The organism is Klebsiella sp. I138, from assembly GCF_051131765.1.
Lineage (GTDB): Bacteria > Pseudomonadota > Gammaproteobacteria > Enterobacterales > Enterobacteriaceae > Klebsiella.
The window spans coordinates 1772709-1794595 of the sequence record NZ_CP180447.1; the positions used below are offsets into that span (position 1 = coordinate 1772709).

Annotated in this window: 17 protein-coding genes and 1 other annotated feature; of the genes, 8 read left to right on the plus strand and 9 right to left on the minus strand. The window is 54.9% G+C overall.

Annotated elements, in window-relative coordinates:
* Window positions 1-97: 97 nt before the first annotated feature.
* The 6 genes from rluB to rnm all read right to left on the minus strand — a co-directional run bounded on the left by rluB (window position 98) and on the right by rnm (window position 9564).
* Entirely contained in the window at window positions 98-979 is an 882-nt protein-coding gene (rluB, locus tag ACMYSK_RS08265; protein WP_434641742.1) for a 23S rRNA pseudouridine(2605) synthase RluB, read from the minus strand.
* Between the two features lie 283 nt (window positions 980-1262).
* A complete protein-coding gene (locus tag ACMYSK_RS08270; RefSeq protein ID WP_434641743.1) occupies window positions 1263-3881 on the minus strand; it encodes an EAL domain-containing protein in 2619 nt (872 codons plus the stop codon).
* Between the two features lie 32 nt (window positions 3882-3913).
* Window positions 3914-6256: an EAL domain-containing protein gene (locus ACMYSK_RS08275; protein WP_434641745.1), complete on the minus strand. Its 2343-nt coding sequence runs from the start codon at window positions 6254-6256 to the stop codon at window positions 3914-3916.
* Window positions 6257-6488: 232 nt separating this feature from the next.
* Window positions 6489-7814: a GGDEF domain-containing protein gene (locus tag ACMYSK_RS08280; RefSeq protein WP_434641747.1), complete on the minus strand. Its 1326-nt coding sequence runs from the start codon at window positions 7812-7814 to the stop codon at window positions 6489-6491.
* A gap of 250 nt (window positions 7815-8064) precedes the next feature.
* Entirely contained in the window at window positions 8065-8685 is a 621-nt protein-coding gene (locus ACMYSK_RS08285) for an L-threonylcarbamoyladenylate synthase (RefSeq protein WP_100683962.1), read from the minus strand.
* 15 nt (window positions 8686-8700) lie between these two features.
* Window positions 8701-9564, minus strand: a complete 864-nt coding sequence (rnm, locus tag ACMYSK_RS08290) for an RNase RNM (protein ID WP_434641749.1) — start codon at window positions 9562-9564, stop codon at window positions 8701-8703.
* A gap of 159 nt (window positions 9565-9723) precedes the next feature.
* Window positions 9724-9819, plus strand: a sequence feature (Trp leader region).
* Window positions 9820-9853: 34 nt separating this feature from the next.
* On the opposite strand from rnm, the gene ACMYSK_RS08295 reads away from it, so the two are divergent.
* From ACMYSK_RS08295 to trpA, 5 genes are read left to right on the plus strand one after another with little or no spacing between them, the layout of a single operon-like run.
* Window positions 9854-11416: an anthranilate synthase component 1 gene (locus ACMYSK_RS08295; RefSeq protein WP_434641752.1), complete on the plus strand. Its 1563-nt coding sequence runs from the start codon at window positions 9854-9856 to the stop codon at window positions 11414-11416.
* On the plus strand, window positions 11416-13011 hold the full coding sequence (gene trpD / locus ACMYSK_RS08300; RefSeq protein WP_434641753.1) for a bifunctional anthranilate synthase glutamate amidotransferase component TrpG/anthranilate phosphoribosyltransferase TrpD: 1596 nt from the start codon (window positions 11416-11418) through the stop codon (window positions 13009-13011). Before ACMYSK_RS08295 ends, trpD begins: the two co-directional genes overlap by 1 nt.
* 3 nt (window positions 13012-13014) lie before the next feature.
* Window positions 13015-14373 carry a bifunctional indole-3-glycerol-phosphate synthase TrpC/phosphoribosylanthranilate isomerase TrpF gene (gene trpCF / locus ACMYSK_RS08305; RefSeq protein WP_434641754.1) on the plus strand — a complete coding sequence of 453 codons (1359 nt, stop codon included), beginning with the start codon at window positions 13015-13017 and terminating at the stop codon, window positions 14371-14373.
* 9 nt (window positions 14374-14382) lie between these two features.
* Complete coding sequence (gene trpB / locus ACMYSK_RS08310) at window positions 14383-15576, plus strand: tryptophan synthase subunit beta (RefSeq protein ID WP_434641756.1); 1194 nt, start codon at window positions 14383-14385, stop codon at window positions 15574-15576.
* Window positions 15576-16385 carry a tryptophan synthase subunit alpha gene (gene trpA, locus ACMYSK_RS08315; RefSeq protein WP_434641757.1) on the plus strand — a complete coding sequence of 270 codons (810 nt, stop codon included), beginning with the start codon at window positions 15576-15578 and terminating at the stop codon, window positions 16383-16385. Before trpB ends, trpA begins: the two co-directional genes overlap by 1 nt.
* 32 nt (window positions 16386-16417) lie before the next feature.
* Here trpA and ACMYSK_RS08320 read toward each other — a convergent pair whose 3' ends face one another.
* Entirely contained in the window at window positions 16418-16873 is a 456-nt protein-coding gene (locus ACMYSK_RS08320) for a MarR family winged helix-turn-helix transcriptional regulator (RefSeq protein ID WP_434641759.1), read from the minus strand.
* Between the two features lie 75 nt (window positions 16874-16948).
* Between ACMYSK_RS08320 and ACMYSK_RS08325 the strand changes: the two genes are divergently transcribed.
* The gene (locus ACMYSK_RS08325) at window positions 16949-17896 is read left to right on the plus strand and encodes a quinone oxidoreductase family protein (protein WP_434641761.1); all 948 of its coding nucleotides are present in this window, start codon (window positions 16949-16951) and stop codon (window positions 17894-17896) included.
* Window positions 17897-18058: 162 nt separating this feature from the next.
* Here ACMYSK_RS08325 and ACMYSK_RS08330 read toward each other — a convergent pair whose 3' ends face one another.
* On the minus strand, window positions 18059-18961 hold the full coding sequence (locus ACMYSK_RS08330) for a LysR family transcriptional regulator (RefSeq protein ID WP_434641763.1): 903 nt from the start codon (window positions 18959-18961) through the stop codon (window positions 18059-18061).
* 121 nt (window positions 18962-19082) lie between these two features.
* On the opposite strand from ACMYSK_RS08330, the gene ACMYSK_RS08335 reads away from it, so the two are divergent.
* The gene (locus ACMYSK_RS08335; RefSeq protein WP_434641765.1) at window positions 19083-19784 is read left to right on the plus strand and encodes an SDR family NAD(P)-dependent oxidoreductase; all 702 of its coding nucleotides are present in this window, start codon (window positions 19083-19085) and stop codon (window positions 19782-19784) included.
* 89 nt (window positions 19785-19873) lie between these two features.
* Here the strand turns inward: ACMYSK_RS08335 and rcnR are convergent, their stop codons facing one another.
* Window positions 19874-20146 (minus strand): Ni(II)/Co(II)-binding transcriptional repressor RcnR, encoded by a 273-nt coding sequence (rcnR, locus tag ACMYSK_RS08340; RefSeq protein WP_434641766.1) that lies wholly within the window; start codon window positions 20144-20146, stop codon window positions 19874-19876.
* A 120-nt stretch (window positions 20147-20266) separates the two neighbouring features.
* Between rcnR and ACMYSK_RS08345 the strand changes: the two genes are divergently transcribed.
* A complete protein-coding gene (locus ACMYSK_RS08345; protein WP_434641767.1) occupies window positions 20267-21382 on the plus strand; it encodes a nickel/cobalt efflux protein RcnA in 1116 nt (371 codons plus the stop codon).
* The last annotated feature ends 505 nt before the right edge of the window (window positions 21383-21887 follow it).

The window sequence follows — 21887 nt, forward strand, 5'->3', positions numbered from 1 at the left end:
TTCCTGTTTTTTGTCTTTATGCAGAAGTGTGAAAGAAATCACATGCGAGGAGGGTACAAATGAGAAATCCGGCGGGAGCCCGCCGGATTGAATAAGATTAGCCGTTGCTACGACTGCCACCTGAACGGCGGTTGTTGCTGGTTCCCACCTGAGTGTGGCGTTTCACCGCGCGGCGAATCTGATTGGCCTTCATGCGGCGACGATCTTTCTCTACCGCCACTTTCGACGTGGTTTCAGCAGGCAGCTCAACCAGCTCACGCAGGTAGTTGGTTTGCGCCAGATCCAGCTCGGTATAGCCGCCGCGAGGCAGGCCTTTCGGCAATGGAATATCGCCATAGCGTACGCGAATTAGACGGCTGACTTGTACGCCTACCGCTTCCCACAGGCGGCGCACTTCACGGTTACGCCCTTCGGTCAGCGTGACGTTGTACCACTGGTTAATCCCTTCGCCGCCGGCAAACTTGATCGTTTTAAATGCCGCCGGGCCATCTTCCAGCTGAACGCCGCGAGACAGCTGACGCAGTTTGTCTTCGTCAACCTGGCCGAACACGCGTACGGCGTACTCACGTTCAACTTCGCGGCTCGGGTGCATCAGGCGGTTTGCCAGTTCACCGTCGGTCGTGAACAGCAGCAGACCGCAGGTGTTGACGTCCAGACGCCCTACCGCGATCCAGCGCGCGCCGCGCAGTTTCGGCAAACGATCAAATACCGTCGGACGGCCTTCAGGATCGTTACGCGTACAGAGTTCGCCTTCCGGCTTATAGTACGCCAGGACACGGCAAATCTGCTCTGCGGATTCTTTCACCGAAATCAGATGACCATCGATACGAATTTTTAAACCAGGAACCACTTCTACACGATCGCCGAGGGTGGCGACTTTACCATCGACGCTGACGCGGCCAGCTTCGATTTTAGATTCAATTTCACGGCGGGAGCCGTGGCCAGCACGGGCCAGCACTTTCTGTAATTTCTCGCTCATTGAGCTTCCTTAAGGTGTCGCCTTCCCAGGCGTCTGGTATACTTTATAAAACAACAGGTTACATTTTATAACCTATTGTTCTGTAGCTACTTTTTGCATTAAAGGGCGCCACTGTCTTCCACAGAAGCCCGGCACACCCGTATACGTGGGCGGACATTCTACACTAACTTGAAAATGAATGCTTCTTCGCGTTTCATCCGCCGGGCGCGGCTTTCGCGGGCGATGAATGCGCTGCCTTCATTATGGGTCAGATTGTCGCCTTTATCCTCCTGCGGGCCACGCTTCAGGCAGATTTCCCCTCTTTCTCGCCGTCAATTTCACTCTCTTCCTGGTAAAAGAAAGCCCCTGTTTCACAGCGGAAGCTAGAGAATTCCGCCGGACGGTGGAAATAGTAGCCCTGAGCCTTCTGGCAACCCAGTTGCTGGAGTTGCAGCTTCACCGCTTCATCTTCAATCCCTTCGGCAATCAGCGGCACGTTGAACCCTCTGGCCAGAACAATCAGCGAATCAATCACGGATTTGGCTTTCTCATCACCCAGATAGCCGTTCACAAAATGCGGGTCGATTTTGATGCTGTCGAACGGCAACATATGCAGCCGGGAAAGGCTGGAAAAGTTGGCGCCAAAATCATCAAGGGAGACGGAAATACCGTGGCGGCGCAAATAGCTCAGCATCTTACCAATGCGCTGAACCTGACCAGTCAGCACCCGCTCGGTAATCTCAATACATACGTTGCTATTAGCCAGGCCATTACGACGGATTGAATCCATTAAATGCCATGCAAAGTCCTGCTGCAAAAGCTGAATCGCTGAAACATTAATGTAGATAACGAACGTTTCCGGCGCGCCACGGGCAATCATCAGCGCCAGCTCCCGGCAGGCTTCTTCGATGATCCATTTGCCTAACGGGATAATCAGTCCGGTCTCTTCCTCGAGCGGGATAAACCGGTCGGGAGGAACATTGCCCAACGTTTCCGAATGCCAGCGAACCAGACACTCGCCTTCGCAACAGCGCGTTTCATCCCCCTGGTCGATAATGGGTTGCAGAACCAGATGAAATTCCTGACGCTGTATGGCATCGCTCAGATGCTCATGCAGACGAATGTTGTACAACTCCTGGTCGCGCATTTCACTGGAAAAGAGTGAAACCACGCCGTTCCCCTGTTTTTGCGCCTGCTTCAGGGTTAGCCAGGCTTCCTGCAGGACCTGGGTAATGTTCTGCGTCGTCAGCTCGCCGAACACCATGCCTGCGTTACCGGTGTACACATACTTCTTACCCGACGGATACTGGTCCAGCCCTTCACAAATAAACAGCGAGGAGAGAAGTTCACGATAGCGCTGATAATCTTTCTCCTGATTGATACCCGGAAAGACAATGATCAGCTTGTCGTCTTTGTCACGGGCAAGCAGCGTGTCCGTTGGTAACAGCGCTCGCAGACGGCTGATGAATTCATTGATAAACGTATTGCCGTACTCCGCGCCCAGTGAGTTAATGATGGTATTCATATTGCTGATATTCACCATCCCCAGCAAATTGCGTCGGCTGTAGAGCGCATCTTGTTGCAGCAGCCCCGCGCGGGTAAAAAGCCCCGTGGCCTCATCCTCTTCAATTTTGCGCCGCTGGCTTTCGAAGCTTTCCGCCAGTTTGTACGACAGTGCCATAAACGTGGTTTCCAGTGACACAATTTCCGGGAAGTGGCGTTTATTATCCGGCGGCGTCCAGCGGTGCGTCGCCAGCTGATCGGCCTTACGCACAATATCCTGCAACGGCTTAGCCACCTTTGAAAGCACCAGAAACACCATCAGCAGCCCCAAAATCAGGGTGAAGATCAGCATACCCATCGTCATCATCGAATACTTCACAACCGTGTGAGCAATCGCTTTCACCGGGCTGATGATAATTCCCTGCCATTGCAAGCGTGATTCCCGGTCCCGAATGGGAAAAGCATCAACGTAATAATCTTCACCGCCAACCGTTATGGATTGTAGCCCCGGCTGCTGCACGCCTTTTATCGCCTTACTCGCCGCAACGACAAGCGGTATGCCGCTGGTATCAATGGGTGGCGGTGTTATGACTGAGTGGCCTTTTCCCTTCGCCATTGCCTGCGACAACGCCGGCAATGAAGAGGCTATCGCTTCATTATGCTCATTGACGATCAGCAGAATACTGCCAGGGAAGGGTTTGAGGCTTTCCAGATTATGATTGAGTTGATTGAGATGCAGTTCGCTGGCAACCACGCCGACAAATTTACCCGCGCGGTTATAGGCCGGAGAACTGAATGCAACGGCGATATGCTGAGGATCGTCATCGTCCCGGAACAGCGGAGTCCAGCCAGCGCGTTGACCGGCTGCCGCTGTCCTGAACCAGGTCTGCTGCAGGACATCATCATTGTCGATGATTTTTTTAACGGCAGAGTCAGCACTAAGATGGTTATAGACCGTCAGCTTATGGCGAGTTTGCGCATCTTTTAGCGCCAGAGAGTCATTATCAGAGCGATGCTTATCGTGCATTACCTGGACCAGATCCCCATTTACTGCGCCAAATTCGACGGTATTGAGATACTGTTTCTCGGTAAAAACGTTATTGATGTTGTTCACCAGATCATCGATGAGATGGCGCACAGCAATCGTCTCCCCCTCTTCGCGACCAATGGCGTGCACGATAATCGCATTGGACTGAATCGGGACGTCGATATCATCATGGATCGCGGCTTCAATCGCCGTTCGTTTCGCACTCAGAATGCCGTGACTAACGTCATCAACAAACGCATTTCCCTGAAAACAGAGAAAGGTGTAGACGGTGAGCAGCACAACAACCACCGTGGTCAACAGCGTTAACAAGATGGTGTGCGTCAGCGACAGCGGGTAGCTTTTAATCGAAAACTGTTTCTTTAGAATCTGCATAGATATCGGTATTGTGCCCTGTGGCACGCTCGTTATTCTGGCTCGACAAGCAAGACGCCGTTTTGCGCAACGAAATGATCGAATGCTTTCGGTCGCGAATAGTAATACCCCTGCGCCAGGTCGCACCCCATCTCATGAAGCTTCTCCGCCATCTCAGCGGTTTCAACGCCTTCTGCCACCAGAGGAACATCAAAACTTCGCGCCAGCATTAATACCGAAGCAATAACCGCTTCGCTCTTTTTGTCATCCAGCACGTTTCTGACAAAGCCACGATCGATTTTCAGGCAATCAAACGGCAGTGAGTGCAGATAAGAGAGGCTGGAATAGCCAGAACCAAAATCATCAATGGCGACCGACACGCCCAGCCGGCGCAAATAGGCGAGGATCTCCACGACCCGGTGGGTATCGTGTAGCAGCACGCTTTCGGTAATTTCGATGCAAATATTGCCGTTCATCAATTCATGGCGCTGAATGGCACCCAGTAAATGGGCGGAAAAGTCGGGCTGCTGGAGCTGCACCGCCGAGATATTCACATGCAGCTTAAAGTCTTCCGGTGCACCGCGTGCTATAAACTCCGCCAGCTCCCGGCAGGCCGTTTCGACAATCCATTTGCCAAGTGGGACAATCATCCCCGTGTGCTCCGCCAGGCCGATAAACTTGTCCGGTGGGACAAATCCCAGCACGTTGGACTGCCAGCGGATAAGACACTCCCCCTCTTTACAGTGGCTTCCTTGTGCGAAGGGAACAATCGGCTGCAGTACCAGGTGAAAGCCCTCCGTTTGTAGATCGTCACAGAGCGCCTGGTGCAGACGCAGGTTATTCACCTCTTCCTCACGCATTTGCGGCGTGAAGAGCTCGCTGGCACCGTTGCGCTTGAGCTGCGCATGCTGTAGCGCCAGGCTAACGTTCATCAGACATTCACCGACGTTTTCCTGCGTAATACGGTCAAAAACCATTCCCACGTGGCCGGTAAAAATATGGGAATCGCCGGACATCTCCGTTGTGGTCATGCGAAACACCGAGGAAAGGAGCGCGCAGTAATAGGTCACGTCTTTACTCTCATACGCGCCGGCAAAAGCGATGATAAAGAGATCTTCCCGATCGCGGCAGCAGAGTGCGCCTTCCGGCAGTATTTCGCGAAGCCGCTGGGTAAACTGCCTGATAAACTGGCGAGCCAGCTCGTTGCCCAGAACGTTTTTAACCGAGTTGTAGTTACTGACATGCACCATCGCCAGCAGGTTACGGTTCTCGTACAACGACTCGCTATGCAGCAGACCGCTGCGGGTTAAAAAGCCCGTTTCGAGGTCTTCCTCCAGCTTTTTACGCCGGTCTTCAAATGCTCCCGGCAGAGAAAGCGAGACGCTATTGAGGGCCGCATCGAGGCTGGCAATCTCAGGAAACAAGCGTTTAGGCTCTTTATTCCACGGCATCAGCCCCGGGCGCACCTTATCGGCAATCCCTTTCAGAGTGCCGGTAAAATGGGAAATAATCAGCGCCAGAACCACCATCAGAGCAAAAATAAACAGCATATTGCTGAAGGTCATCATCAGCCGCTGTTTGTTCATTTCTGCGTTTACCACGTGGCGCGGGGCTATCATCACGGCTTTCCATTTCAGTAAATGTTCGTGGTCCTGCACATCGAATACGGTCGCGAGGTAGTCATTTTTATCAATGTTGAAAGCAGTCACGTGCTGCTGGCCGTTGGTTTTCAGGAGCTCACGAATCAGGGCCGGGCGTTGTTTCCACGCCGTTCCCTCTCCCGACGCCATGACGAGGTTGTTGTTTTCATCCGCAATCAACAAGGCATAGCGCTTGCCCGGGAGAATACGCTGCAGATATCCCCCCATATCGGATGGCAACGTTTCGCTGGCGATCAGCCCACGAAACGCTCCCTGCTTATCGTAAACCGGCAGATGATAGGTCATCACCGGGCCATCGGAGAGTAGCGTCGTAGTCCAGAAGGGCGATTTTTGCTGCCGGGCCTGCAAAAACCACGGTCGATCCGTTACGCTGAAATTGTCGCTGACGTTGACAATCGTGGAGTCCTGGGTAATTCCGCTATACCTTACCAGGCGATGCGAATCATCGGCCGATGTCCGCTCTAAATAGATCTGATTACTGTGGTTATTTCGCACAACAGAATAGTAGCGGCCGCTGGCTTCGGCCCAGGAGAGACTTTTAAATGCCGGCATGATATTTAAGGCCTGAGCAGTTAAATAAACCATTTCAGGAATAAACTGCGGCTCCGCTACGCGGTTATCGCTACCCTGAAGGTATTGCAGTAATAAGTTCCCGGTTTGCTGCGGGCGATCAAAAAAATCTTCCAGCCGATGCTGCGTCAATTGACTATTATTGAGCAATAGTTGCTTACTCACCGCCTCACCCACCTGATGAGACTGGTAATTAAATAAAGCAGACAGCCCAATGATAATAATAATCAATGAGAGCAAAGAAACGATAAGCACACTTTTTAGTAAAGTGAACGGATACGCTTTATAAGAAGACCTGGCCATAGATTATGTCACATTAAAGTATCGGATAAGTAAAGTCATCAATGAAATACCGTCCGACAACCATTTATTGCCAGACAATAAGAATAAAAAGAAGCTATTGAGTCGCCACTATTGGCCCGGCGCTGGTACGGTTACGCCCCATTTTTTTGGACTGGTACAGATAGCCATCCGCTTCCGACAGCAGTTTGTCAAAAATATCGACAATATTTTGCCGCATGGCTGTGCCGTAGCTCAGACCAATACTGACGGTAAGCGAAAGATGTTTACTCCCCCACGCTACCTGCATATTTTCCACCGCCTTGCGGATCTCCTCCGCCAGCTGGAAACCTGCGTCGCCGGGCCTGCCAGCCATAATGACTGCAAATTCTTCGCCCCCCAGGCGCGCCACGATGCCGCGCTGGCCAACGATGCTCTTCACCTGTACGGCAAAAGCGGTCAGCACGCTGTCACCACAGTCATGCCCCCAGGTATCGTTGATATTCTTGAAATGATCGATATCGAGGACCAGCACGTTCAGCGGCGTCGCCCCGCTATCATCCAGCTCTTTTAACCGTTCGTAGAGACCAAAACGGGAATGAACCCGGGTCAAATAGTCATATCTGACCTGGTGCGAAAGCTGCTTGACCAGCGTATTAATGGCTTCGACGCTTACCGCCACAATCACCGGACTGATCGCAATTGAGGCGATACCTAATCGCGCCGAAATGATCGGCGGGATCTGCCCCATCAGACCGATTCCGGATACCTTTTGGTCAACCAGTAGCACTTCGATGACGCCCGCCAGCAGCGTAAGCAGGCAGGTGGTCGGCAACGAGTAGACAATGGCGCACCAGATCAATGCCGGCAGGATCATCGAGAGCGTCCCCATGCTTCCGATGGTACCGGTGACAATCGAAACGGTCAGCGAAAGCACCAATAGCAATACTGGAATGAGCCGACTCAATTTAAACGGCCGCGGTGAGGGTTGCGCGCGACAAATTAACACCACCGGCAAAACCAGCACGCTGGTCGTAAATTCCTCGCTAAACCAGGCGGGATAAATTTGCCAAAAATCGGTTTGATGGGCCAGCGCATAGAAATAACTCCCCGGCACCGAACAGATAAATCCGGTCAGTAAACAATAGCTGTACAGGCGGAATATCGTTATTTTTAGATGTGTTTCCGCCGGACGTTTTTCCCTGAGCAACAGCCAGCTTAATATACCGACAAAGGCAATATCAGAAACATCAATCAATATTCCCGCCAGATGACGATGTCCCAGCATCACGCCTGTCATCAGCGTCGCGAAGATAAAAATACCGTAATAACAGGGCTGGCGTAAGGTTCGATGACGAATAAACAACCCGGTCAGCACCGCGTTCATCGGCCAGAATAGCGCAACATCATGATGACCGATTAATCGCCCGGTGGCATACAGCATAACCGTTATACCTGACAGGATAACGGCATTAAATAAAGGCTTCTCCCTCTTAAAATAATCGGAAGGATATATTGTCAGCTTATGCATGATATTGGGATTCTATTAGAGAGCGCTGTTTTCAGAAGATATCGTAAGCGGACTAATAGTATCGAGGCTAAAAATTAACCTCAATATTAATGTTATCTTAAAATAAACATTGGGCGGAAGTGATAAGCCCGGGCGGTCGTAAAAATCCCGCCCGGAGAAGGGGTTACTGGAACGGCTTCACATCGCCGACGCCTTCACGCAGCACCACAGGGGCATCTTCGGTGAGGTCGATGACGGTAGTAGGCTGCTGGCCGAGATAGCCGCCGTGGATAATCAAATCCACCAGCTTCTCCAGCCGGTCTTTGATCTCTTCCGGGTCGGATTCGGTGAATTCGCTGCCGGGCAGCATCAACGATGTCGACAGCATCGGCTCACCCAGCGTTTCCAGCAGCGCCTGGGCTATCGGGTTGGACGGCACGCGCATCCCGATGGTCTTACGCTTTTCCTGCAGCAGGCGACGCGGCACTTCTTTCGTCCCCTTGAGGATAAACGTGTAGTTGCCCGGGGTGTTGTTTTTAATCAGCCGAAACGCCACGTTATCGACAAATGCGTAGGTCGACAGCTCAGACAGATCGCGACACATCAGCGTGAAGTTGTGGCCATCAGGCAGTTGACGAATACGGCAAATACGCTCCATCGCGCCTTTATCTTCAATCTTACACCCCAGCGCGTAGCCGGAATCCGTGGGATAAACAATCACCCCACCCTTACGCACAATCTCCACCGCCTGGTTAATCAACCGTACCTGCGGGTTGTCCGGATGGATATAAAAAAACTGGCTCATACTTCCCTCTCAATTTTATTCTGCGGCTGTTTCCCAGCTGTGCCAGATCCCTTCCACGCCTGCGGGTAGCCAGAGTTTACGGCCCAGCTCGATCCATGGGCAAGGCTGATGAAAATCAGAACCTTGCGAACCCAGAAGGCCAAACTGCACGGCGTATGTGGCAAGTTGCGTACGTTCATGAGGCGCCTGCTGACACTGCGCCAGCTCCATCGCATCGCCACCCTGCTCGCTGAAATGGGCCAACAGCCGTTTTAGCCACTTGGCGGAGAGGTCGTAGCGCCCGGGATGGGCGATAACCGCTTTGCCGCCAGAATGATGAATGACATCAATCGCTTGTTTTATTGTACACCACTGCGGCGGAACGTATCCGGTTTTCCCACGGGCGAGATATTTTTTAAAAACGTCGGCGATATTGCTGGCATGGCCGGCCTCCACCAGGAAGCGGGCAAAATGTCCGCGGGTTACCGCCCCGCCGTCCGCTAGCTTCATCGCCCCTTCCCAGGCGCCAGGAATCCGCGCTTTATCAAGCCGCTCGGCAATCATCTGTGCGCGCAGCTGACGACGAGCCTTTTGTTCTTCCAGAAGGCCGGTCATCGCCGGATGCGTAATATCAATATTCAGACCGACGATATGGATCTCATGGTTTTCCCATAAGGTTGAAATTTCTACACCGGTCACCAGGGTGAGCGGTAAACCGGCGCGGGCGATTTCGGCACGGGCCGCGGGAATCGCCGCAACGGTATCGTGATCGGTAATCGCCAGCGTTCCGACCCGCATCTGGTGAGCGCGATGGACAAGTTCTTCTGGAGTCAGCCGCCCGTCAGAGGCGGTGGTATGGCTGTGCAGATCGTAAATCACTGCGTATTGGGTGTCGCTCAAGGTGACTCCTGCTGGACATGGACTTAAATTAGCGCATTATCATAACGACTCACGGAGAAAATCTGCAAACAGGGGTTGACTTTATTCCTCTGGACTAGTTAACTAGTACGCAAGTTCACATGAAGGGGTATCACGATGAAAACGCAATTTATCACTCTGCACGGCTGGTGGCGCACCTCCTGAAATCGGGCGGCGTGATCGCGTTTTGCACTCAGCATACAGATACCCGGCCCGCCAATGAGCGGGCTTTTTATTGGACAAATTATTATACCGAAAGGCGAGAACAATAATGCAAACATCAAAACCGGCACTCGAGCTTCTCACCAGCGACGCCATTTACCGTGAAAACCCGACGGCGTTATTCCACCAGCTGTGCGGTGCCCGTCCGGCGACGCTGCTGCTGGAATCCGCAGATATAGACAGTAAAGATGATTTAAAAAGCCTGCTGCTGGTTGATAGCGCGCTGCGCATCACCGCCTTAGGTGACACCGTCACTATTCAGGCGCTTTCTGCTAACGGCGCAGCCCTGCTGGATTTACTGGATAACGCGCTGCCTTCAGGCATCGACAATCAGCGCCAGCCCAATAGCCGGGTGCTGAAATTTCCGCCGATCAGCGCGTTGCTTGATGAAGACGCACGCCTGTGCTCTTTATCGGTCTTCGACGCCTTTCGTTTGTTGCAGGAACTGGTCACCGTACCGCAGGACGAGCGCGAAGCCATGTTCTTCGGCGGCCTGTTCGCCTATGACCTGGTCGCCGGTTTCGAAAACCTGCCGCCGCTGGAAAGCGACACCGCCTGCCCGGACTACTGCTTCTATCTGGCTGAAACGCTGCTGGTTATCGACCATCAGACCAAAAACACCCGTATTCAGTCGAGCCTGTTCACCCCGCTGGAGAATGAAAAACAGCGTCTGACACAGCGAATTGCTCAGCTTCGCCAGCAGCTTAACGAGCCACCAGCCCCGCTGCCGGTGACCAACGTTGAAACGATGACCTGCGACTGCGATCAGAGTGATGAAGAATACGGCGCGGTCGTACGCAAAATGCAGCGCGCTATCCGCGCAGGTGAGATTTTCCAGGTGGTGCCATCTCGGCGCTTTTCTCTGCCCTGCCCGTCGGCGCTGGCGGCCTACGATGTCCTGAAAAAGAGCAACCCAAGCCCGTATATGTTCTTTATGCAGGACAACGACTTCTCCCTGTTTGGCGCGTCGCCGGAAAGTTCGCTGAAATATGACGCCGTCAGCCGCCAGATTGAGATCTACCCGATTGCCGGTACCCGTCCGCGCGGCCGTCGCCCCGACGGGTCGCTGGACCGCGACCTCGACAGCCGTATTGAACTGGAAATGCGGACCGACCATAAAGAACTTTCTGAACATCTGATGCTGGTTGACCTCGCGCGCAACGATCTGGCGCGGATCTGTACGCCAGGCAGCCGCTACGTCGCCGACCTGACCAAAGTTGACCGCTACTCATTCGTTATGCACCTGGTTTCCCGCGTAGTTGGCGAACTGCGTAACGACCTCGACGTGCTGCACGCCTACCGCGCCTGTATGAATATGGGCACCCTGAGCGGTGCGCCGAAAGTGCGCGCCATGCAGCTTATCGCCGCCGCCGAAGGCAAACGCCGCGGCAGCTACGGCGGCGCAGTCGGTTATTTTACCGCCCACGGCGATCTGGATACCTGCATCGTGATCCGCTCTGCCTATGTGCAGGATGGCATCGCAACCGTCCAGGCCGGCGCCGGTATTGTTCTGGATTCAGTGCCTCAGTCCGAAGCGGATGAAACCCGCAATAAAGCTCGCGCGGTGCTGCGCGCAATCGCTCAGGCCCACCACGCTAAGGAGATTTTCTGATGGCCGACATTCTGCTGCTCGATAATATCGACTCTTTTACCTATAACCTGGCAGACCAGCTGCGCGCTAACGGCCATAACGTGGTGATTTACCGTAACTCGGTTCCAGCACAAACCTTGATTGAACGCATCGGGACCATGGAAAACCCGGTGCTGATGCTCTCTCCGGGTCCGGGCACCCCCAGCGAAGCGGGATGCATGCCAGAGCTGCTGACCCGGATGCGCGGCAAGCTGCCGATCATCGGTATCTGCCTCGGGCATCAGGCGATTGTTGAAGCCTACGGCGGCTACGTGGGCCAGGCCGGTGAAATCCTGCACGGTAAAGCCTCCAGCATCGAACATGACGGTCAGGCGATGTTTGCCGGGCTGACCAACCCGCTGCCTGTGGCCCGCTATCACTCGCTGGTCGGTAGCAATATCCCGGCCGGGCTGACGATTAACGCCAACTTTAACGGCATGGTCATGGCGGTACGTCATGATGCCGACCGCGTCTGCGGCTTCCAGTTCCATCCGGAGTCGATCCTCACCACGCAAGGCGCACGCCTGCTGGAACAAACCCTGGCATGGGCGCTGCAAAAACTTGAACAGACCAACGTTATCCAGCCTATCCTGGAAAAACTGTACCAGGCGGAAACCCTGAGCCAACAAGAAAGTCACCTGCTGTTCTCTGCGGTGGTGCGTGGCGAAGTGAAACCCGAGCAGCTGGCTGCCGCGCTGGTGAGCATGAAGGTGCGAGGCGAACAGCCGCAAGAGATTGCCGGCGCCGCCACCGCGCTGCTGGAAAACGCCGCGCCGTTTCCGCGCCCGGACTACCTGTTTGCCGACATCGTCGGTACCGGCGGCGACGGCAGCAACAGCATCAATATTTCCACCGCCAGCGCCTTTGTCGCCGCGGCCTGTGGCATGAAAGTTGCCAAGCACGGCAACCGCAGCGTGTCGAGCAAGTCGGGCTCCTCCGATCTGCTGGCCGCGTTCGGTATTAACCTGGATATGAATGCCGATAAATCCCGCGCCGCGCTGGATGAACTGGGCGTCTGCTTCCTGTTCGCGCCGAAGTATCACACTGGTTTCCGCCACGCGATGCCGGTCCGTCAGCAGTTAAAAACCCGCACGCTGTTCAACGTGCTCGGCCCGTTGATTAACCCGGCGCATCCACCGCTGGCGCTCATTGGCGTCTACAGCCCGGAGCTGGTGCTGCCGATTGCTGAAACCCTGCGCGTGCTGGGCTACCAGCGTGCGGCGGTGGTTCACAGCGGCGGAATGGATGAAGTGTCGCTGCATGCGCCGACCGTCGTCGCCGAGCTGCATAACGGGGAAATCAAAAGCTACCAGCTGACGGCCAGTGATTTTGGCCTGACGCCTTACCATCAGGAACAGCTGGCAGGCGGCACGCCGGAAGAAAACCGTGACATTCTTACGCGCTTGCTACAAGGTAAAGGTGAAGCCGCTCACGAAGCCGCTGTCGCCGCCAACGTGGCCATGCTGATGCGTTTGTACGGGCACGAAGACCTTCAGGCCAACGCCCAGCAGGTGATCAACGTGCTGCGCAGCGGAGCGGCCTATGACAGAGTGACCGCATTAGCGGCAAGAGGGTAAATAATGCAGACCGTATTAGCAAAAATCGTTGCCGACAAAGCGATTTGGGTAGAAGCCCGCAAACAACAGCAGCCGTTAGCCAGTTTTCAGAATGATGTCGTCCCGACCCAGCGCAATTTTTATGATGCACTCGGCGGTACACGCACCGCATTCATTCTGGAGTGCAAAAAAGCGTCGCCGTCGAAAGGACTGATTCGCCAGGATTTTGACCCGGCAGCCATCGCCGGGGTCTATAAAAATTATGCCTCGGCCATCTCCGTCCTGTGTGATGAGAAATATTTCCAGGGCAGCTTCGACTTTCTGCCGATTGTCAGCGCCATCGCGCCGCAGCCGATTCTGTGCAAGGATTTCACCATCGATCCTTATCAGATCTACCTGGCGCGCTACTATCAGGCCGATGCCTGCCTGCTGATGCTCTCGGTGCTTGACGATGAACAGTATCGCCAGCTTGCCGCCGTGGCCCACAGCCTGAACATGGGCGTGCTGACCGAAGTCAGCAACGAAGAGGAGCTGGAACGCGCCATTGCGCTGAAGGCTAAAGTCGTCGGGATCAACAACCGCGACCTGCGTGATATGTCGATTGACCTGAACCGCACGCGCCAGCTGGCGCCGCGCCTGGGTCACGATGTCACGGTAATTAGCGAATCCGGTATTCATACCTACGCCGAAGTGCGCGAACTCAGCCATTTTGCCAACGGTTTCCTGATCGGTTCCGCGCTGATGGAACACGCCGATCTCGATGCTGCCGTAAAGCGCGTGCTGCTCGGCGAGAATAAAGTCTGCGGCCTGACTCGTGCGCAGGATGCACAGATTGCCTGCGAATCCGGCGCGATATATGGCGGGCTGATCTTTGTCCCTTCCTCACCGCGCGCCGTGAACGATACGCAGGCGAAAGAGATTATTCAGTCCGCCCCGCTGCGCTACGTGGGCGTCTTTCGCGACGAGCCGGTTGATGCGGTTGCCGCCCGGGCAGAGCAGCTGCAGCTGGCGGCCATTCAGCTGCACGGCAGCGAGGATCAGGCCTATATTGACGCCCTGCGTGCGGCCCTCCCTGAATCAGTTCAGATCTGGAAGGCCCTCAGCGTCAGCGACGCGCTGCCCGCCCGCGACCTCAACCACGTCGATAAGTATGTTTTCGACAATGGTCAGGGCGGTAGCGGCCAGCGTTTCGACTGGACGCTGCTGCAAGGCCAGGACCTGCGTAATGTCATTCTGGCAGGCGGTCTCGGTGCCGATAACTGTGTAGACGCGGCGAAAAGCGGCTGTGCCGGACTCGATTTCAATTCAGGCGTAGAGTCACAGCCGGGTATGAAAGATCCCAGCAAACTGGCTTCGGTGTTTCAAACACTGCGCGCATATTAAGGAGCAATAATGAGCACTTTACTTAATCCCTACTTTGGCGAATTCGGCGGTATGTACGTCCCGCAGATTCTGATGCCTGCCCTGCGCCAGCTGGAAGAAGCTTTCGTCAGCGCGCAGAAAGATCCTGAATTTCAGGCTGAATTTACCGACCTGCTGAAGAACTATGCCGGTCGCCCGACGGCGCTGACCAAATGCCGTAACCTGACCGAAGGTACCCGCACCACGCTGTACCTGAAGCGTGAAGATCTGCTGCACGGCGGTGCGCACAAAACCAACCAGGTTCTGGGTCAGGCGCTGCTGGCTAAGCGCATGGGTAAAACCGAAATTATCGCTGAAACCGGCGCCGGCCAGCACGGTGTAGCGGCCGCACTCGCCAGCGCCCTGCTCGGCCTGAAGTGCCGCATTTATATGGGTGCGAAAGACGTCGAACGTCAGTCACCAAACGTGTTCCGCATGCGTTTAATGGGTGCCGAAGTCATTTCAGTGCACAGCGGTTCTGCCACATTGAAAGATGCCTGTAATGAAGCGCTGCGCGACTGGTCTGGCAGCTACGAGACCGCGCACTATATGCTCGGTACCGCGGCTGGCCCGCACCCGTTCCCGACCATCGTGCGTGAATTCCAGCGCATGATTGGCGAAGAAACCAAAGTACAAATTCTCGAAAAAGAAGGACGCTTGCCGGATGCGGTTATTGCCTGCGTCGGCGGCGGCTCCAACGCTATCGGTATGTTTGCTGATTTTATCGATGAAACCAACGTCGGTCTGATCGGCGTCGAGCCAGCGGGTCATGGGATTGAAACCGGTGAACACGGTGCGCCGCTGAAACACGGTCGTGTCGGTATCTATTTCGGGATGAAGTCGCCGATGATGCAGACTGCTGACGGCCAGATTGAGGAATCCTACTCAATTTCCGCCGGGCTGGATTTCCCGTCCGTTGGTCCGCAGCACGCCTTCCTCAACAGTACCGGGCGCGCCGATTACGTTTCGATTACCGATAACGAAGCGCTGGATGCCTTTAAGGAACTTTCGCGCCATGAAGGGATTATTCCGGCACTGGAATCCTCTCACGCTCTGGCTCATGCGCTGAAAATGATGCGCGAAAACCCGGAAAAAGAGCAGCTGCTGGTGGTTAACCTGTCCGGTCGCGGCGATAAAGACATCTTCACCGTACACGACATTCTGAAAGCGCGAGGGGAAATCTGATGGAACGTTATGAGACGCTGTTTGCACAACTGAAAGCCCGCCGGGAAGGCGCGTTTGTTCCCTTCGTCACCCTCGGCGATCCGAACCCTGAGCAGTCACTGAAAATCATCGATACGCTAATTGAAGCCGGCGCCGATGCGCTGGAACTGGGGATCCCCTTCTCCGACCCGCTGGCGGATGGCCCGACGATTCAGAGCGCAACCCTGCGCGCCTTTGCCGCCGGCGTCAACCCGGCACAATGCTTTGAAATGCTGGCGGCGATTCGCCACAAGCACCCGACAATCCCGATTGGCCTGCTGATGTACGCCAACCTGGTATTCAGCCCGGGTATCGACGAATTCTATGCCGAGTGCGAACGCGCGGGCGTGGATTCGGTGCTGGTTGCCGACGTTCCGATTGAAGAGTCCGCCCCGTTCCGTCAGGCGGCACTGCGCCATAATATCGCGCCAATCTTCATCTGCCCGCCTAACGCTGATGATGAGCTGCTGCGCCAGATTGCTTCCTGGGGCCGCGGCTACACCTATCTGCTGTCGCGTGCTGGCGTTACCGGGGCGGAAAATCGCGCCGCGCTGCCGCTGAACCATCTGGTGGAAAAGCTGGCCGACTATAATGCCGCCCCGCCTCTGCAGGGTTTTGGGATCTCTGCGCCGGAGCAGGTGACCGCCGCGCTTGAAGCCGGCGCCGCCGGGGCGATTTCCGGTTCGGCGATCGTCAAAATCATCGAACGCAACGTCAACGATCCGCAGACCATGCTGGCCGAGCTTAAAGCCTTCGTGCAAAGCCTGAAGGCGGCTACCAAAGCAGCATAGCCAAACTCACCGTCTGGCGCCCTGCCAGACGGTTACTTTCGCTGTAAGCTGTCGGCGTATTTGCGCGTCAGGCGAAAGAGCGCCCGGACCTCCTCTTCATCCCATGCTGCCAGTACCTGATTCATCAGCCGCGTCCTTGCTACTGCGATGCGCTCAATCAACGTTTTCCCCTGCTCGCTCAAGGTGACCTCGCTGATTCGCCGATCGTGAGCGTTCGGCTGTTTTAATGCCAGCCCCTGTGCCTCCAGCTTTTTCACCTGTCGACTGACGGTGGTGTAGTCGCGCCCCAGACTATCTGCCAGCTCGACGACCCCCACAGGCCCATAACGCCCGATGGCCACCAGCAACGGAAACAGGATCTGATCGATCTGAACATCCGCGGCCTGCAGCAACTGCTCATCACGGACGGGTTGGTTCATCACGCTGATGATATCGAGCAGCGCGCCGTGAAAATCGGTAATGTCGTAATTATTATGTGCATCTTGCATATATTTGTTAACCGGGTATAGTGCCGTAATGTGATATGTGCATTTTACACATAATAACCTTACGGAGATAACATTATGAAAGCAGCCGTTATTTTTGACCTGCAACAGGGCCCCGTATGGGCTGATTTTACCGACCCGAAAGCCGATGCGGGTCACGCCCTGGTGAAGGTTAATGCCGCCGCTATCAGCCATGTGGTGAAAGGTCGCGCCTCCGGCAAACATTACAGCTTCGACGGTCAACTGCCTTTTGTGGTCGGCATCGATGGTGCCGGAACCCTGGCCGACGGCCAGCGCGTTTACTTCGCCTTCCCCGTTGCACCGTGGGGCAGCATGGCGCAGTGGGCGCCGGTTGCCGCGGAACATTGCCTGCCTTTACCGGATGACCTGGATGATGTCACTGCCGCTGCGATGGCAAATCCCGGGATGTCCGCCTGGGCCGCGCTGGTGAAACGCGCCGGAATGACCGCCGGAGAGACCGTCCTGATTAATGGCGCAACCGGCAGCGCCGGTCAACTGGCGGTGCAGATTGCCCGCTTCCTGGGCGCCAGGAAAATCATCGCCACTGGTCGGAATGCCCAGATGCTGGCAACACTCGGCGCCGATGTCTGTATCAACTTAACGGCAGATGACCCCACGCTGCAGGCACAATTCAGCGAGCAGGCAGCGCAGCAGGTCGATGTAGTCGTCGATTATTTATGGGGACACAGCGCCGAGTTGCTGCTGCCCGCGCTGGCAAAACACTGTCCTGGCAATGCTCCGGTACGCTATGTCCAGGTGGGTTCGCTTTCTGGCGCCGACATCTCGCTCAACGGTGCAGTCCTCCGCGCCGCGCCGTTACAGTTGATGGGTAGCGGTATTGGCAGTCTGCCGATGTCGCAGCTTCTGGCGGCCACCGGAGAGATGCTGCAGGCCGCCGTCGCAGGTGGTTTTACCATCGCAACAACCCCACTGCCGTTAGCCGACGTGGCCAGCGCATGGCCGCGTGACAACAGCCAGAAACGAACCGTATTTATGATTAACTAAAAAAAACGCTTCCGCACAAAAGTTGGGGTTGATATCTTAGATGAGAACTATTATCTTTCTCATTACCGAATAGTTGAGCAAAACACTCAGGTATTTGGTACGACATTGCTCACATTGCTTCCAGTATTTTTCGCCCGCACTTGTGCGGGCTTTTTTTTGCCATCATCCCGTCCTCTGACATACGCTCAACACCTGCTGGCGTAACCAGTAGTGGCCCGGAGCTTGCTCCTGGCGCGGGTGCCACATCTGAGAGACGGTAATCTCCGGGGTGCTAACCGGAAGTTCAAATGCGACGACACCATCCTGCATGCCATGTCGCAAACAGGATGCCGGGACCAGCGCAATCAGCTGCGAGCGTCGGGCAATCGCCAGGGCGGCAGAAAAACCCGGCACCACCGCCAAAATTTTACGGCTCAGCCCAAACTCCGCCAGCGCCTCATCCACGGGTCCGCGAACCAGCCCGTGACGGGAAACGATCACATGCTCACCGGCAGCATAACGCTCGCGGGTGATTGCCCCGCCCTGTGCCAGCGGGTGTGATGTAGCCCGTACGCCAACAAAGCGATCGCGAAATAACGCCTGCAGACGAATTTCCGGTCCCATATTTTTCAGAACGCCTATCTCCAGATCCACGCTTGCATCGCGCAGAAACTGCGGATCTTTTTCGCTTTTGGCAACAAAGTTGAGCGTCACTCCCGGCGCCTGCGCCGCGCAGGCACAAATTAATGCCGGACCGAAAGTCTCCACAAACCCCTCATTGGTGCGCAGGGTAAATGTTTTCTCCAGCGTCGGAAGATCAAGTGGCGCAGCGGCGTTGTTCAGCACTGAACGCATTGCGGACACCACGTTTGGCGTGCGCGCTTTTAAGTTTTGCGCATGCGGTGTTAACACCATTTTACGCCCCGCTCTCACCAGCAGCGGATCGCCGGTGGCCTCGCGCAGCCGGGTCAGCGTGCGACTCATCGCCGAGGCGCTGAGCCCTGCTCGTCGGGCTGCCCCCACCACGCTCTCCTCTGCCAGTAAAATATCCAGCGCCACGAGTAAATTAAAATCGGGATCGGTCATGTGCATTCCTGCCTTCAGTCATAGCGTCTTCTGCATCTTATTACTGCAAATGCTGCGCCTTCCGCCTGCGATATCCTATGACTATAGTCATAGCCTCACTCTTTACTCAGGAATGTTGATCATGACTACTCTTGCTCGTCAAACCGTGCTGATCGTCGGCGCTTCACGCGGCCTCGGTCACGCGATGGCCGCTGAATTTCTGCGCCACAACTGGAATGTGACAGGTACCGTGCGCGATATGCAGCACCCGACGCCCCTTCACCAGCTTGCACAGGCCTACCCCGGTCGAGTTCGCCTTGAAACGCTGGACATTTGCGACAACGATCGACTTGCCGCACTGGATCAAAAGCTGAGTACTGAGCGCCTGGACATGCTGTTTGTGAACGCCGGAACCACGAATCGCGATCCGACACAGACCATTGGCGAAGTTTCAACGGAAGAGTTTATTGAGGTGATGCAGACAAATGCGCTAGCGCCGATGCGGGTCATTGAGCGCCTGCAGCACCATGTAGTGGCCCAGGGACTGCTGGGGGTGATGTCTTCCGGGCAGGGTAGCCTGACGAATAACATCGGCGGGCAGCGCGAACTGTACAGAGGCAGCAAGGCAGCACTGAATATGTTTATGCGCAGTTTTGCCGCCCGCTCAGCATCGCGTCCGCTGGTGGTGATGGCGCCGGGATGGATTCGTACCACGCTGGGCGGCGATGCGGCTCCGCTAACCATCGAAGAGACCATCCCACATCTGGTCAATGTCTTGCTGGAGAAACAGCAGCGCCCCGGACTGGAGTACCTGGATTATCAGGGGAAAACCGTACCCTGGTGATCCCCGTAGGGACGGTGCTGTACGGCCGTCCGGAACCTTACATTAGTGAAACAGACGGAGAACCTGTTTTTCCGCTCACGCCAGGCGATTTATTTAATATAGGAATCAAGGACCTTAAGTACGACGTCCAGATCATCTTCGCGTTTGGCCTCATCCCCTTCATGCACGATATGCTCGACCAGATGGCCTTTGATAACCTCACGCATCAAGCCATTAACCGCCCCGCGTATCGCGGCAATCTGCTGAAGTACGGCGGCACATTCATGTGGTTCATCAAGCATTTTTTTCAGCGCAATAACCTGCCCCTGAATCTTGTTGGTGCGGGCTTTAAGCTTTTTTTGATCGCGGATAGTATGCGACATGCTGCAACCTCTCATGAAAAAATCGTGCCTCATTATATCATTACGATTTTACTGGGGGGTAGTATTCGGTACTGGGGGGGAGTAGAATTCTGACACCCATCGCGATCCAGAATACGACTCATGACTGACTTTACAACGCTGCTCCAACAGGGAAATGCCTGGTTCTTCATTCCAGGCGCGGTGCTTCTTGGTGCACTTCATGGCCTGGAGCCTGGCCATTCAAAAACGATGATGGCAGCCTTCATCATCGCTGTTAAAGGCACCGCCAGACAGGCGGCCATGCTGGGTCTGGCGGCCACCCTCTCGCATACGGCAATCGTCTGGCTGATAGCTTTTGGTGGAATGTATATCAGTAACCGGTTTACCGCAGAATCGGCTGAGCCGTGGCTACAGCTGGTTTCCGCCGTCATCATTCTGGGCACCGCTGTCTGGATGTTCTGGCGAACCTGGAAAGGGGAAAGAAACTGGTTAGCCGCCATGCCGGAAAACGACAAGCATCATCATGATGAATCGAGGGTGATCGATACCGGTCACGGCACCGTGGAATTATCCATTTTTGAAGAAGGCCAGCCGCCGCACTGGCGCATACGCACGCTCAGCGGCAGAAAATGGGATGCAGGGAGTCTTTCATTAGTGACCCTGCGAGATACGGCTGCGGGTGCACAAGCATTTGATTTTGTCGATCGCGGTAGCGACCTGCAGTCACGATCGCCCATTCCGGAACCGCATAATTTTCGCGTACGACTGTCACTGGGACACCGCGGGCATGTCCATGATTACGATTTGGAATTTTGTGAACATGAACATACGCACGATCATACCGAGCTTGAAGGGCTGGATGTGAATTCCGCAGAATACCGGGACGCCCATGAACTGGCTCACGCTCAGGACATCAAAAACCGATTCACCAACAAAGAGGTGACCAACGGGCAGATTTTACTCTTTGGCCTGACGGGAGGGTTAATCCCCTGCCCGGCGGCCATTACGGTGATGCTAATTTGCATCCAGCTCAAAGCGCTGGCACTTGGCGCCACGTTGGTAGTGTGTTTTAGCATTGGGCTCGCTCTGACGCTGGTGACGGTTGGCGTCGGTGCCGCAATCGGTGTGCGCGAGGTTGCCAGGCGCTGGAGCGGTTTTCATACGCTTGCCCGCAGAGCACCTTATTTTTCAAGTCTGCTGATTGCTGCGATGGGGATGTATCTGGCTATCCACAGCGGGATCGTTCTGCTAAGTTAACCCTGTGCCTCTTCTTCTGGTTGAACAGAATGAAGAGGCGTGAGCTGAACGGTGATGGCCGTTACGGGCTAATACCCGGCGGCTTTGTTCGCCGCTTTAATCCGCTCGGATCTGGCGTCTTTCTCGTATTTATCTGTCGCTTGCATCAGGCCGCCTGCGGCATCAACCCAGTCACCTGCCGTACAACCTGATACCGTAGCGCTCAACAATAATGCAAAGATATATCTCATTTCGCCCTTAGAATCCCTGTGTCATATCGTCCGTTATAAAATCAATTTTTTTGAATACACAGCCGCCATTCTGACAAAATAATTGATTATTATCAATATTGCGCGCTTCGGACGGCAGACCATACGCGCGCACAGCTCACAGGGAAGACCCGGAGGAACATCAAGTGGTGTTGAATAACTATATGTGTTTCAGGTAAACCTTGAATTAAAATGCTCTATTGCATCGGTGGTAAATTCGGAATGCCGCATAGAGTTATGAAAAGACTATCGCTTAC

Bases quoted from the DNA above. Each gene is read 5' to 3' on its own strand.
- rluB (WP_434641742.1), bottom strand. From the start codon at position 979: ATGAGCGAGAAATTACAGAAAGTGCTGGCCCGTGCTGGCCACGGCTCC.
- ACMYSK_RS08270 (WP_434641743.1), bottom strand. From the start codon at position 3,881: ATGCAGATTCTAAAGAAACAGTTTTCGATTAAAAGCTACCCGCTGTCG.
- ACMYSK_RS08280 (WP_434641747.1), bottom strand. From the start codon at position 7,814: ATGCTGTATGCCACCGGGCGATTAATCGGTCATCATGATGTTGCGCTA.
- ACMYSK_RS08285 (WP_100683962.1), bottom strand. From the start codon at position 8,685: ATGAGCCAGTTTTTTTATATCCATCCGGACAACCCGCAGGTACGGTTG.
- ACMYSK_RS08295 (WP_434641752.1), top strand. From the start codon at position 9,854: ATGCAAACATCAAAACCGGCACTCGAGCTTCTCACCAGCGACGCCATT.
- trpD (WP_434641753.1), top strand. From the start codon at position 11,416: ATGGCCGACATTCTGCTGCTCGATAATATCGACTCTTTTACCTATAAC.
- trpCF (WP_434641754.1), top strand. From the start codon at position 13,015: ATGCAGACCGTATTAGCAAAAATCGTTGCCGACAAAGCGATTTGGGTA.
- trpB (WP_434641756.1), top strand. From the start codon at position 14,383: ATGAGCACTTTACTTAATCCCTACTTTGGCGAATTCGGCGGTATGTAC.
- trpA (WP_434641757.1), top strand. From the start codon at position 15,576: ATGGAACGTTATGAGACGCTGTTTGCACAACTGAAAGCCCGCCGGGAA.
- ACMYSK_RS08320 (WP_434641759.1), bottom strand. From the start codon at position 16,873: ATGCAAGATGCACATAATAATTACGACATTACCGATTTTCACGGCGCG.
- ACMYSK_RS08325 (WP_434641761.1), top strand. From the start codon at position 16,949: ATGAAAGCAGCCGTTATTTTTGACCTGCAACAGGGCCCCGTATGGGCT.
- ACMYSK_RS08330 (WP_434641763.1), bottom strand. From the start codon at position 18,961: ATGACCGATCCCGATTTTAATTTACTCGTGGCGCTGGATATTTTACTG.
- ACMYSK_RS08335 (WP_434641765.1), top strand. From the start codon at position 19,083: ATGACTACTCTTGCTCGTCAAACCGTGCTGATCGTCGGCGCTTCACGC.
- rcnR (WP_434641766.1), bottom strand. From the start codon at position 20,146: ATGTCGCATACTATCCGCGATCAAAAAAAGCTTAAAGCCCGCACCAAC.
- ACMYSK_RS08345 (WP_434641767.1), top strand. From the start codon at position 20,267: ATGACTGACTTTACAACGCTGCTCCAACAGGGAAATGCCTGGTTCTTC.